Raw genomic sequence first — 12457 nt, 5'->3', positions numbered from 1 at the left:
GAATTATAGGATTCCGCCATTAATTCAATATCATTCAGAGTGACGGCCCTCTGAATCAGAGTAAACCATATTGTTAATTCGCTCTAACAAAGGTGATAGGCCACAACATTCCAGATCCATATTGTTTTTAAACTTTACATCTAGCGCTCTATCGTGCGGACATCCTCCGTTGCAAATGCCACTCCACTTGCATTTATGCATATTCTTTATAGAGTTACGGTAATTTTTATTTTCGATATCTACAAAAGAAGATCTATTTATAAGAGAGGATAAGCTACTTTCAAAAATTGAACCATAGCTAACATCCTTGCCTCCTATATATTTATCGCATGGGTTTACAGTGCCTTCAGGCTCTATTGTAACGATACTTTTAAGGCAATCGCCGGACCACAAACATGTTTTTGGCTTGGATTTATTTTTAATAGCTGTCATCAAGTCTTCAAAGTCAGATATTAAAAGCTTCTCCCGGTATTTTTGCTTCCAAACACGAAATGCGTCACACAAGAATTCTATATACAGGTGGTATGGTATATAGTTCTGGTCATTTAGAACATGCTCTTGGGCGTAAATATCTGGAATAACATTAAGAAAATTTATTTTCCTTAATCCAATATTGTCAAAATAGTCGAAAAGTCTATTGGGGCCAGCTTCGAAAATTTCTTTCTCTACTACTACAAGTGCCCCATACTCTACATTATATGATCCTAGTTTTTTTATCCCTTCCTCTATATTTTCTGATGTTTTTAGACCATCTTTATTTTTTCTATACTTATCATTAATTTCTGGAGGGCCATCTATACTAACTCCTACAGTTACGCTGTATGCAGAGAGAAGCTTTGCCCATTCGTCTGAAATTAAATACGCATTTGTTTGAATTGTATTTTTTATTCTCTGGTTGGGCCTTCTAAACTTCTCTTGTAACCATAATAATTTTCTAAATATTGACGTCTTTAATAACGTTACTTCACCGCCATGCCAGACAAAGTCAATAGAGCTCACATTTGGGATTGATAGCACCTGACTGACCGCCTTCAACATGGTTTCAAACTTCATTGTTTGATTCGGTCCCTCCCTCCAAGAGCGACAGTAGGAACACCTCAGATTGCAAAGGCGTGTTACCTTCATGACTGCAACCAAATGTGATCCGCTTATATTAAGATCCTCTACCGTGATTGTGTCTAGAGAATTCTTTTCCTTAGAATACTTTTCTTGCTCGCTATCAGATAAAATTTCACTAACAGGTACATTGCTTAATGTTGTATTGGCAACTCCAGAGCCCATTAAAGAGGCATACTTAATTAAATCTTTCTTATCTTGCTCTGGAATTTCTTGATATATTGAATGAAATTCTGCTTGATCATCGGGGTCATTTATTTCTAGTGCGCTTATTATTTCTGCAGGAATAAGGCTAGCTTCTTTAGTCTGAGTCATTGTTATATCAATACTGTGGACAGTTTTTGATTGCTAGGAGTAGGAACCACGGACAGAAACTGCGAGAATGCGACTGTTTATTCTCACAAAGTCGCAGAACTCTATCCATGGAAGCACCAGTAAAAACAATTCTGAATTCGATGTCTAGTGTAAATAAGCCGCAGAAGTTGTTTTTAGTGTCACTGTTTGCAGTATTGATGGTATTCCAAGGCAAGGCTACGTTTAGGGAACCTCTGATCAACTAAATCTTTTTCTCTGACCAGACTGAACTGATTAAAAAATTGACCTTTTTATGAGGAAAGCTTTAATTTCTGGGAAATAGCCCTCAAATTTTCTGCTTGAAGTCCGCTATACACGAATTTCAGGCGTACTGCCCCTAGGCAGCCAGATATTTTCTCCCTATCAATCCTGCCAACAAGCACAGGCGTAAGACTTCGCGGTATTGAAGTTGCCATTCGCTAGTAGTTAGCATTTAATGGTATCCATTAAATGGTGATCCTCCTACATGGGACTTTCACCCCAATTAGCCCACGCTCATGCTGGGCGTACCAAGTGGCTGCACGGGACAAATTTTAGCTGTCACCTTGTGTGCAAAATTATGCACAAACCGCCATCAAAATTTTCTCGGTGAGCCGGGCGTTATAATTATAAGGGAGATTCTAATTGATAAAATTCCTAAAATATTTTTCCAGCTTTGGTGTCCTTGGTCACCTCGCCTCCAGGCTAAGCCTTAGAGGATGTTTCTGTTCGTCAGCTCGTAGTTTTGCTAGCCGCTTCCTCCCCACAAGACCTCACAGTATTGCAGTTGCCATTCGCCAGTAGTTAGCATTTAACAGAACCCATTAAATGGTGATCTTCCCACAGAGGAATTTCACCCCATTAGTTCACGCCCATGCTGGGCGTATCAAGTCAAAGCACGCGGACTTGGTAAAGCTGTCACCTTTTTTGTACCAAAAAAGTCACCAACTTTACCAAGCCGGTGCTTGAGGCGTTAAGTTTACGGAAATATTATGGATTTAAGCTGGAACGCATTTCCTGAGTATCGAGATTTTTCGTTTCAGGTAATCCATGACGACTCGGAGGGTTTTCGAATACTTTTAGAGGCTTACTGTGACAAGATCTCGAATAAGCAAGCATTAAGAGTGAGATTTCCTCTGGCTGGCCCGATGTACTACCACAGAGTAGATGAAGGCTTTTTGTTGCCTCCAGAAAGTACGGTAGGTAATCCAGCCGCTACTTTCCAGCAAACAAAAGCATCGGATTTAATTGAGCGTTTTCATATGTTTAGCTGTAAAATTTATCGAGAAAGCTCAATTGTTCATTATTGTATTTATACTGCTAATGAATGTATTGAGGTTCTCTCAAAAGTTGAACCTATCTGTGAAGATTTGTCGCGTCTGCAAACTTAACAAGTTGCTTAAATACGTTCCGGGCGCAAAGGTTGCGTCCTCCACGGACAGCCTACACTGTGTTTCGGCTGCCCTTTAGCAAAGCGTTATGAGTACTGAGCTTTAAAGCATGGAAACTGTCACTTGCTATAGCCCCACTGGCGAAAAAGATTCAGAACTGGTTAAGGAATCGGGCTATAAGAAATGGCCCCCTCGTTTGCCAGAACAACCAATTTTTTATCCGGTTACAAACGAAGAGTATGCCATTGCCTTAACACAGTGGAATATCACCGACTTCGGTGTAGGCTACGTAACCAAATTTGAAGTGGTTAAGTCCTTCATAGAAAAATACCCCATAAAATGCGTGGGTGCTAAGTCACATACTGAATGGTGGGTGCCCGCTGAAGATCTGGAAGATCTTAATAAAAATATTGTTGGGAAAATCGAGGTAATAGGTGAGTACCGAAACTCATAAATCCGGTAGCCGGTAGTTTCTAGCTACCACCACCCATCGTGCGGATCCGTAATGAGCAGTTCCCTATCCGTACTAAATCTCTACCCAACGATAATATCGAGCAGCTCCTTCATTTGAGTTGAGTATCATAGCAGTGCGCTACGTCAACTTTATCCAACTAGAAACATATCGGTAGGCTAGCCCTGTCTTTTAACTCATGGATTTTGGGTTCAGGACCTCAACATGTCCAAGGTATTAATCATGGCATTAAGCTACTATGTCGTCGGCTGACTTCTGTTAAATCACCTGGATCATTACTGACCGAAGCGCTGCTGTGTTCTACTACTTTTTTATTCCCGCGATGGTAACTAGCGGTTGGGCCTACTTATGAGTCAGCGGCCATACTCACAGATTCACAACAGCAGGCTAAACAGATCTCCCCAGAAAGAACGTGAACTTTCACTACACAACTGCTTCATTGACTCAACCTGTTAGATCACATGGCTTCGGTGACCTTGACCACCTCGCCTCCAGGCAAAGCCTTATAGGATGTTTCTGTTCGTCAGCTCGTAGTTTGCTAGCGGCTTCCTCCCCACAAGACATCACGGTATTGCAGTTGCTATTCGCTAGTAGTTAGCATTTAATGGCGCCAATTAAACGGTGATCTTCCTGCACGGGACTTTCACCCCATTAGTCCACGCTCACGCTGGGCGTGCCAAATTTAGGCAAGCGGACAAATTACTACGCCTTCGATTCCGTAATTTACCGTTGCTAAAGGCGTTATATGAGGCTAAGTCCAGGCCTTATTGAGAAATGTGGCGTATTTGACATTAGCTTAAAGGATCATCCTGACACTCACTGTAGTGCTACGACAAATTTACCAGATACAATAAGTTGTTTTTATGCAGACTTTTAATACTCAATTTACCTTATCTAGAGATTACCTTGCCGAATGCTATGATCAGTCTCTACCCTATGGAAAAAATGTCAAGCCCAATTATCTTCTTCCTACATTATTATTATCTTCTGGTGCGGGATTACTGTTATTTACTGAGCAACCTAAGATCGCAAGTTGCACGTTAATTGCATTAGGCGTGCTGGAACTGATCCACATTCGATATCGACGAGCTTGGTGGTTAACACGGCAGATGCTTGGAAAAAGTGCCGGTAGTGAAGTGAAATTAACCATAGATAAGGATGGAATCCAGACACAGAATCCTTATACGATAACAGCCCTGTTGTGGGCAGATATCGAGCGTATTATTGAAACCGATTTAGGGCTTATTTTGGTGGCTAAATCTGGGGGGCAGCAGTACTTGTCTAAATCGTTATTACCTCCTGAATTAATTAATGAGATAGTTACCAAGATTAAGGGTAAACATTGATTTCAATAAAAATTAAAATCGTGCCTACAATGCAGCTAATACAATACATAACAAGTTGCCCAAACGTTACGCCCCTACGGGGCTGCTGCTTGGCAAGGCGTTAAATGCGCATAAGGAACACGTAATGCAGTTCATCCGAAGAATAAAACGAAATAGAGCGATAAAATCGTACTTGCGGAAATTGCCTAGGTTGCTAGCGAAAGATTATGGAAAATCTAAAAGGTATCGCCCAAAACAAGTAAGGGCTACGATTGAGAGGTCAGGGCTCTCAATTATTTATACCTGTTACGCGATTTCAATTTTTTGCTCAAAGAATGAATTTGATGCATATCATCATGAAATTGGTGAGGTGTGTGATTACGGAGCAATGCGTGGAGAAGTAGGAAATCTTCATTTTTACGGAAATGCAAACTTTAGTAGTAACGATGTTGCATCTGTTGGCTCTGACTTTGGTGGTGGTTCACATGGTATTGATGACGGCGGCGGCACAGATTGAGGCATTTAAATCGGGTAGCCGATAGTTTCTAGCTACCAGCCCCACGCCATCCATCATGCAGGTCCGCAATAGGCGGCTCCCTATCCGCAATGAATCTCTGCCCAACGGCAGTACCAAGTAGCTCTTCATTTGAGCTAAGTATCATGGCTGCGCGCTACTTCAATTTTATATCCGACTGGTATCATATCGGTAGGCTAGCCCTGTCTTTTAACTCGTGGATTTAGGTTCAGGCCTTCACCCTGTCCAAGGTATTAATCTTGACATTAGGCTACTATGCCGTCTGCTGACTTCTGTTTAATCACCTAGGCCATTACTGGCCGAGGCGTTGCTGTGTTCCACCACTTTTTTTCTATCCCCGCGATGTTGGCTATCGAGTTGGGCCTATTTATGAGTCAGCGGCCACGCTGACAGCTTCACAACAGCAAGTTAAACAGATCTCCCCAGATAAAAACGTAAACTTTCACTACACAATTGCATCATTGACTCTACCCGTTAGACCACATGGCTTCGATATCCTTGGGCATCTCGCCTCCAGGCTGAGTCTTATAAACTGCTTCTGTTCATCAACTCGTAGTTTTGCTAGAAGCTTCCTCCCCACAAGACCTCACGGTATTGCAGTTGCCATTCGCTAGTAGTTAGCATTTAATGGAATCCATTAAATGGTGATCTTCCTACAGAGGACTTTCACCCCATTAGTCCACGCCCATACTGGGCGTATCAAGTCGCCGAATGATACCCTGCTAAAAACGCAGGGATCGTTGGTTAGTCGTTAGCTGTCTTTATCAGAGAGTCATATGACTGAAGAAAATTATCCCTTGATAGATCCTGATGGTGAAAAAGTTGTAAGAGAGAAGGTTTGCCTAAAGAAAAAGGAAGAAATAGAAAAAGCACTATTGGAAGATGATCGTTGCCCTGCAAGAGTGATAGCTTTTAACTTCTCAAGTAGGGAGAGCGGTGGGAAAATAGCCTCTCCTAAGCCTTGTTGTGATATTGCTATCCTAGAATACCTAGAAAGAGAAGGTAAGTTCCCCGTTGGATATATAATTAAAAAGCACTATGTCCATTCCGTTATTCAGAAAGGGGGCTTGGTTGGAAATCCGCTAGTAACTTATGCGCTGAGAAGAAAAATAAAAGGCGTATACAAGCCCAGAACAACAAATAAAATTGATAAAAAATACATACAGAAAATATGCCAAAACGAGAAATTACAATATAGGCCGTATGCCATTAAAGAAGGAAAGACATCAAAGACTATAATTTTTTGGCATCCGGAGCATGGATATTCACAGGCGAATCTCAAGCACTGGATAAAATCACCAACAACAGTTGATCCATTTAGAAATCTTAAAAAAGATAAAGAAATAATTCGGCGCGCAAAGCTTGTCGTATTTGATAACCAGCTTCACGATAACTATGAGGTGGTTGATGGCGGAGTCTTTCGTGAATCAGGAGTGACAAGGGTAACGGTTTTTTGTAAACAACATGGAATAAAGACCAGTGCGACAATTAATAATATCGAAGTCGGTCTTTGGTTTAATTGCCCTGAATGTAGTTCTGATGACTTTGAAAATATTAGACGTCTTCACAACCTTCGTAGAGATGAAGTGGATGATCGAGGTTCTACAATTATCGCTTTGATGTTGTTAAGTGTCAATGGTAACGAAACACTAAAGTTTGGAATTTCATCATCCCGATCAAATAGTGATGAAGACGATGACATCCTTAAAAAGCGGTATGGAAATAATTTAGTAAAAATATTCGATTCAATTAGATGTGATTCTGAACTAGAGGCAAGGGAACTTGAGCAGGAGCTCTTAGTAGAGACTAGAGATATACGTAACTACAGTGTACCAGATGAATTTGCTGGAAAAACGGAGTGTAGAAGTTATACCACCAAGAACTTAAATAGATGTATGCGCTTATTTAGTGATTTAAAGGCAGAGTATGGAGCAGCTAAATCGGGCAGCCGGTAGTTTTTAGCTACCGGCTACCACACCACCCATCGAGCGGGTCCGCAATGGGAAGTTCCTACCAGCAATAAATTTCTACCCAACGATAGTGTCGAGCAGCACTTCACTTAAGTTGAATACCATGGCGGTGCGTTACCTCAACTTTATCCGACTGGAAACATATCGGTAGTCTAGCCCTGCCTTGTAGCTTATAGATTTTAGGTTCAGTGTAGTGATCTAATCCTTCCGGACACTTCGCTAAGATGGTAAAACTACAAAGCAAGATGAACTATGACAACAAAAGGTACACGTCGGCATTTCAAGCCGGAATTTAAGAAAGACGCTGAAACTCTAGTCTCCTAGCAAGGATATTCGATTTCTAAGACAGCAGAGGCTGTAGGAACAACTGCCAATAACCTGCAACGCTGGATAAAGGATCTGAAGCAGGAAGAGGGAAATTGTTGGGACAACGCACCGACTGAACGTTTCTTTAGCAGCCTGAAGCGAGAGTGGTTAACGGGAAATCTCTATCCAACAAGGGAGAATACGATAGCAGATGTAAGAGCCTATATTGCTTATTACAACTCACGCAGAATAAATACAACACTAGGGGACGTAGTCCCTATCGAATTTGAGAAATGTTCTTAGAGAAGTACTCAGTTCGAGTTAACCACAACAGAGTGGGGTGAAAGGATTGAAATAGGCGTTTAAATTTACTTACTAACGGTGGTTAAAGTCAGGCACTCTGATTTATGTGCGCCATGCCCCTGAGCTATTTTTTTGAAGAGACTAGGTTGCCGTAGATTATTAAGTTGCAAATAAATATATCTGATTGTCACTTTATAGGAAATCTATAATCTAAAGTAACTAGTAGATTCGCTGTGGGACTTGAAAGGCCTTCAATAGAAGTAATAGACGGATAGATAGTGAACCACTAGCTCTATGGTAAACTATTACATGAAATCAGGACTCTTAACTCATGAGTAAAGATTCAAGATTTTTTCATAATGTTTTTTCAAAATACGGTGATCTTTCCAAGGAGCAGTTGAAACTGGCGCTATGTAATGTAACGACAATGTATACAGCGGATAATATTAAGATATTCCCTGTCTCTGAAAAGAAGGGAAGAAGCGAAGAAGAAGAATTTCTTGCTGTAATTGGCGAAGTAATTCTAGCTTCAGCGAGAGAATCTAGAAAATCTGCTGTAAAGCAGTATGTAGAGTATGAGGGTTACTGCAAGAGCATTAAAGCTAAAAGGCACGGGGGCTGGGTATGTTGATCGTGGCCGGCACCATGATCGCCTTCTCGGCCTTCGTCATCCCATTGACGGGGGAAACGGCCACCACGTCAGAGACGATGCCCGCGACGCTTCCGCCGCTGCAGGACACCTCGCTCCCCGATCGGGTTCAGCTGGGATTCCTTCTTTACAACGACCTGAACATCTCGGCCAGGCGCAACACCGGCTGCGTCACCTGTCACGCGCACTCGGCCGGTTTCGCCGATCCACGCAGTGCCGCCGATCCGGTGAGCATGCCGGTCTCCCCTGGGTCCGAGCCCGGGAAATTTGGCACGCGCAACGCCCAGACCGCCGCCTACGCGACGTTCAGCCCCCCGTTCCACTGGGATGAGCAGAACAAGACCTATGTCGGCGGGCAGTTCTGGGACGGCCGGGCCAACTCGCTCAAAGACCAAGCGATCGGACCGCCACTCAACCCGCAGGAGATGGCCATGCCGAGCAAAGAGGCTGTGCTCGCGCGCCTCGCGGAGAATCCGGTCTACCTCGAGGCCTTCCGGCGGCTCTACGGCGTAGACCTCAAGTGGCCACAGGTTGAGATGGTCTACCCCAAGTTCGGCGCCGCAATCGGGTCCTTCGAGCCCACTGACGAGTTCGCCGAGTTCAACTCCAAGTACGACTACTACGTCGCGGGCAAGATCGACCTGACCCCGCAGGAACAGCTGGGACTCCAACTGTTCAACGGCAAAGCCAAATGCAGCAACTGCCATAGCAGTAAGCCGCCGGCGAACTACCCGCACGCTCTGTTCACCGACTTCACCTACGACAACCTGGGTCTCCCTGTGAACCCGCGAATCGCCGGCCTGCACGGCGTCGACAGCCTACCAATTGACCGGGGCCTGGGCGGTCGGCCGGAGATCGCCGCCAAGCACCCCGACGGATCGCAGGATGGTAAATTCAAAGTCCCCACTCTCCGCAACATCGAGATCACCCCACCCTACGGGCACAACGGCGTCTTCGCCACGCTCGAGCAAATCGTCCATTTCTACAACACCCGTGATACGCTCGGTGAGGTGCCCGACGCAACCGACCCGGGCTTCGGAATCACCGGCTGGCCCAAACCCGAAGTCCCCGAGAACGTCAACCGGGTCGAGCTGGGTAACCTCGGGCTGACAGACGAAGAAGAAGCCGCGGTCGTGGCGTTCATGAAGACGTTAACCGACGACGCGTTCGACGAAAAGGACATCGAACACCCCGAAGGCGAGGCGCCGCTGCGCCGCTGACGATAATCAAATTGTCGAGCAGGTTTGGATGCCTGGAGTCCATTCAAATATCGGTGGACCCTATCCAGGTAGTAGACTTTCGGACATCTCGCTCAGCTGGATTGTAGCTCGTGCAGCTAAGATACCGACTTCATTCTCGATAAGAACTGCCTCCCAAACCCAGATAGCTTTGAATCCAACATCGTAGGGACTGGTTACGAGAGTCGATCAACATTGAATCTGACCTCTAGACTTTATCCCTATCAACGCCTGATGAATCAGACACTACCGGATAGTGGAGGTACCGGTGAGTGATTTCGAGAGAACTGATCGACGCAACTTGCTGCCTGCGGGTCTCAAAACAATATCCTAGATGCTCCACATATCGGCGCTCGGCCGATTAATCGGGTAGCCGGTAGTTTCTAGCTACCGGCTACCACATCACCCATCATGCGGGCCCACAATGGGCGGTTCCCTATCCGTAATGAATCTCTACACAACGATAATATCGAGCAGCTCTTCATTAAGGCTGAGTGTCATGGCAGTGCGCTACCTCAACTTTATCCAACTGAAAACATATTGGTGGGCTACCCCTGTCTTTTAACTCGTGAATTTAGGCTCAGGCCTTCACCCTGCCCAAGGTATTCATTTTGGCACTAGGCTACTATGCCGTCTGCTCACTTCTGTTTAACCACTTTGACCATTACTGACCGAGGTGCTGCTGTGTTCCGCCACTTATTTTCTATCCCCGCGATTTTGGTTAGCGGGTTGGACCAACTTATGAGTCAGCGGCCACGCTGACAGCTTCACAGCAGCAAGCTAAACAGACCTCTTCAGATAAAAACGTGAACTTTCACTAAACAACTACATTATTTACCTTACCCGTTAGATCACCCGGCATCGGTGTCCTTGGCCAACTCGCCTCCAGGCTAAGTCTCTTGGATGTTTCTATTCGCCTATTGCTAGCGGCCTCCTCCCCACAAAACCTCACGGTGTTGCAGTTGCCATTCGCTAGTAGTTAGCATTTAATGGAGCCCATTACATGGTGATCCTCCTACAAGGGGCTTTCACCCCATTAGTTCCGGGCGTAACAAGTCAATACAGCTGAACAGTAAAACGTCGGCTGATTGAGGCGTAATACGGAAGTTCAACTAAGAATAGACTTGAACATTAAGTTATGATTATGTTGGGTGTCATTTTAGAATCAGTTATAACGTGCCCAGAATGTGGGCATAGCAAAACTGAAAATATGCCAAAAAATTCATGCCAGTTTTTTTACGAATGTAAGTCTTGCCAAAAAATCATAAAGCCTCTGCCCGGCGATTGTTGTGTTTTTTGTTCATACGGCACAGTTAAGTGCCCTCCAATCCAAAAGGGGAAAGGATGTTGTGAGTAGCTCGCATAACAAGTTGCTCAATTCTGTTCCAGTTACAAAAATCGCGGTCTTCACGGGACAGCTTACTCGTTGCTTCCGCTGGACTTCCGCTTCGCCCCGGCCGGTTATTGCAGGCATTAGGCATCGATAGTCACACAAATTTTTTTCGCATATTCACTGAACAATACAATGAACAGGTTAATAAACTAAAGAAAAGCCTTCTTTTTTAGAAATAGCTGCGCTTCTCGCAACCATTTTGGCGAGTTATGATACAACCACGTTCACAGGGACTGGATTTCAAGAAATTGACAATGACACATATGACCTAAAAGTTGGCGCTGGGGGCGCTTATTTTCCAGGCAAAACCTGCTGAAAAAGTCGAAAAATTTAGATTATCAAAAAAAATAAATCAGCTTCCTGATAAAGCAAATAATGCAGCTCTTACAAAAGAATAACAACAGAAAGGAGTGCTTTTCTATGACTTACTATAAAATTATGGTTAAGCTTGAGTAACCTGCGGACCCCAATATTCATATATAAAATAAATAAGATCTCCCCCCTATTTTATGAGTCAGATTTATATACAGCAAATACGAGAAATCTAACTATGAAATTTACTAATGTGCAAACTGTCAAAATTATAGCTTTTCTGTTGTTGGCACTGGTAGTTACACAGGCACTTTTTACTATTTTGTACGTTGCAGAGATTAACCCTTCACGGCAACTATTCTGGGGGCTGGAAGGCTTACTATTCACCATTCTTGCAGCGTTTGCCGGGGCTGCCATGGTGCAGGCTAAGAACCACTATGTGGGATGGTCCGCTATTGCATTCAGCGCTGTATTCAATGTAGTACAGGTTAGCATTGGCGCCACTATGTTTGTGCCATTTCGTGAGGTCGCCAGTCAAGTCGAGGCGCTCGGAGCTGCAGCAGGGGCGGTTGTGGCTTTTTCATTTATGATCTATTACGCGGCAAAATTTTTGCTGGGCTTTGCTGCCCTTATTTTTGGAGTTTCCAAAATAAATGGAAGTGCCAAAGTGTTGGGCGGCTTGACTGCGTCGGTTGGTATTGTCGCAATGTTTGCTAATGCGATTTTGATTACATTTGGACGTAATTCCTTTTTACCCTCCGCTGTCGCTGGAGTATCGGGCGTTCTTGCAACCTTGCTCTTGGCGTTTTGTCTTTTAAGTATTATCCGTGAGGACTAATGCGCGAAATTCAATCTGGAAATAAAATTAAGTACCACTTCGTAATAAGTTACTCAGCTGCTCATTTAGAACGTTAAATGTACATGGAGATACCAGTGAGAACTTTCATTATAGTGACACTAGCTGTTTGGAAATCACAGTTTATGGTGCGACAACACAAAGATATAACCCTCACTCGGAGCCGGCTGGTGTTGAGAAAACAGTATCAATTGGTAGTTAGCTATATCAAGTTACAAACTCCAGGGATTTGCCACAAGCATTCGGCAAAGCGGATAT

At 44.0% G+C, this 12457-nt stretch carries 12 protein-coding genes; 11 read left to right on the top strand and 1 reads right to left on the bottom strand.

Going from position 1 to position 12457, the window contains the following annotated elements; translation table 11 throughout:
- Positions 1-30 precede the first annotated feature (30 nt).
- Positions 31-1431, bottom strand: a complete 1401-nt coding sequence (locus BTJ40_RS04920; RefSeq protein ID WP_108732040.1) for a radical SAM protein — start codon at positions 1429-1431, stop codon at positions 31-33.
- 1010 nt (positions 1432-2441) lie between these two features.
- Here BTJ40_RS04920 and BTJ40_RS04915 point away from each other — a divergent pair.
- The 11 genes from BTJ40_RS04915 (at position 2442) to BTJ40_RS04870 (ending at position 12181) form a co-directional block, all read left to right on the top strand.
- Complete coding sequence (locus BTJ40_RS04915) at positions 2442-2840, top strand: hypothetical protein (RefSeq protein ID WP_108732039.1); 399 nt, start codon at positions 2442-2444, stop codon at positions 2838-2840.
- A 109-nt stretch (positions 2841-2949) separates the two neighbouring features.
- Positions 2950-3294, top strand: coding sequence for a hypothetical protein (locus BTJ40_RS04910; RefSeq protein ID WP_108732038.1), 345 nt, complete (start codon positions 2950-2952; stop codon positions 3292-3294).
- A gap of 881 nt (positions 3295-4175) precedes the next feature.
- Positions 4176-4658: a YcxB family protein gene (locus BTJ40_RS04905; protein WP_108732037.1), complete on the top strand. Its 483-nt coding sequence runs from the start codon at positions 4176-4178 to the stop codon at positions 4656-4658.
- Positions 4659-4782: 124 nt separating this feature from the next.
- Positions 4783-5154 (top strand): DUF6559 family protein, encoded by a 372-nt coding sequence (locus tag BTJ40_RS22135; RefSeq protein WP_369974271.1) that lies wholly within the window; start codon positions 4783-4785, stop codon positions 5152-5154.
- Between the two features lie 794 nt (positions 5155-5948).
- Positions 5949-7127 carry a hypothetical protein gene (locus tag BTJ40_RS04900; protein WP_108732036.1) on the top strand — a complete coding sequence of 393 codons (1179 nt, stop codon included), beginning with the start codon at positions 5949-5951 and terminating at the stop codon, positions 7125-7127.
- Between the two features lie 351 nt (positions 7128-7478).
- Positions 7479-7751, top strand: coding sequence for an IS3 family transposase (locus tag BTJ40_RS23025; protein ID WP_108735176.1), 273 nt, complete (start codon positions 7479-7481; stop codon positions 7749-7751).
- Between the two features lie 331 nt (positions 7752-8082).
- Positions 8083-8382 (top strand): hypothetical protein, encoded by a 300-nt coding sequence (locus BTJ40_RS04890; RefSeq protein WP_108732035.1) that lies wholly within the window; start codon positions 8083-8085, stop codon positions 8380-8382.
- Positions 8376-9620, top strand: coding sequence for a cytochrome-c peroxidase (locus tag BTJ40_RS04885; protein ID WP_108732034.1), 1245 nt, complete (start codon positions 8376-8378; stop codon positions 9618-9620). Before BTJ40_RS04890 ends, BTJ40_RS04885 begins: the two co-directional genes overlap by 7 nt.
- Positions 9621-9648: 28 nt before the next feature.
- Complete coding sequence (locus BTJ40_RS23020) at positions 9649-9807, top strand: hypothetical protein (RefSeq protein ID WP_369974270.1); 159 nt, start codon at positions 9649-9651, stop codon at positions 9805-9807.
- Positions 9808-10782: 975 nt separating this feature from the next.
- Positions 10783-10995 (top strand): GDCCVxC domain-containing (seleno)protein, encoded by a 213-nt coding sequence (locus tag BTJ40_RS22985; RefSeq protein ID WP_108735175.1) that lies wholly within the window; start codon positions 10783-10785, stop codon positions 10993-10995.
- A gap of 586 nt (positions 10996-11581) precedes the next feature.
- On the top strand, positions 11582-12181 hold the full coding sequence (locus BTJ40_RS04870; protein WP_108732032.1) for a thiamine biosynthesis protein ThiC: 600 nt from the start codon (positions 11582-11584) through the stop codon (positions 12179-12181).
- Positions 12182-12457: the final 276 nt, after the last annotated feature.

The sequence above is a fragment of the Microbulbifer sp. A4B17 genome (assembly GCF_003076275.1).
Taxonomy (GTDB): Bacteria; Pseudomonadota; Gammaproteobacteria; order Pseudomonadales; family Cellvibrionaceae; genus Microbulbifer.
This window is presented reverse-complemented; position numbering and strand designations above follow the sequence as displayed.

Bases quoted from the DNA above. Each gene is read 5' to 3' on its own strand.
- BTJ40_RS04920 (WP_108732040.1), bottom strand. From the start codon at position 1,431: ATGACTCAGACTAAAGAAGCTAGCCTTATTCCTGCAGAAATAATAAGC.
- BTJ40_RS04915 (WP_108732039.1), top strand. From the start codon at position 2,442: ATGGATTTAAGCTGGAACGCATTTCCTGAGTATCGAGATTTTTCGTTT.
- BTJ40_RS04910 (WP_108732038.1), top strand. From the start codon at position 2,950: ATGGAAACTGTCACTTGCTATAGCCCCACTGGCGAAAAAGATTCAGAA.
- BTJ40_RS04905 (WP_108732037.1), top strand. From the start codon at position 4,176: ATGCAGACTTTTAATACTCAATTTACCTTATCTAGAGATTACCTTGCC.
- BTJ40_RS22135 (WP_369974271.1), top strand. From the start codon at position 4,783: ATGCAGTTCATCCGAAGAATAAAACGAAATAGAGCGATAAAATCGTAC.
- BTJ40_RS04900 (WP_108732036.1), top strand. From the start codon at position 5,949: ATGACTGAAGAAAATTATCCCTTGATAGATCCTGATGGTGAAAAAGTT.
- BTJ40_RS04890 (WP_108732035.1), top strand. From the start codon at position 8,083: ATGAGTAAAGATTCAAGATTTTTTCATAATGTTTTTTCAAAATACGGT.
- BTJ40_RS04885 (WP_108732034.1), top strand. From the start codon at position 8,376: ATGTTGATCGTGGCCGGCACCATGATCGCCTTCTCGGCCTTCGTCATC.
- BTJ40_RS23020 (WP_369974270.1), top strand. From the start codon at position 9,649: ATGCCTGGAGTCCATTCAAATATCGGTGGACCCTATCCAGGTAGTAGA.
- BTJ40_RS22985 (WP_108735175.1), top strand. From the start codon at position 10,783: ATGTTGGGTGTCATTTTAGAATCAGTTATAACGTGCCCAGAATGTGGG.
- BTJ40_RS04870 (WP_108732032.1), top strand. From the start codon at position 11,582: ATGAAATTTACTAATGTGCAAACTGTCAAAATTATAGCTTTTCTGTTG.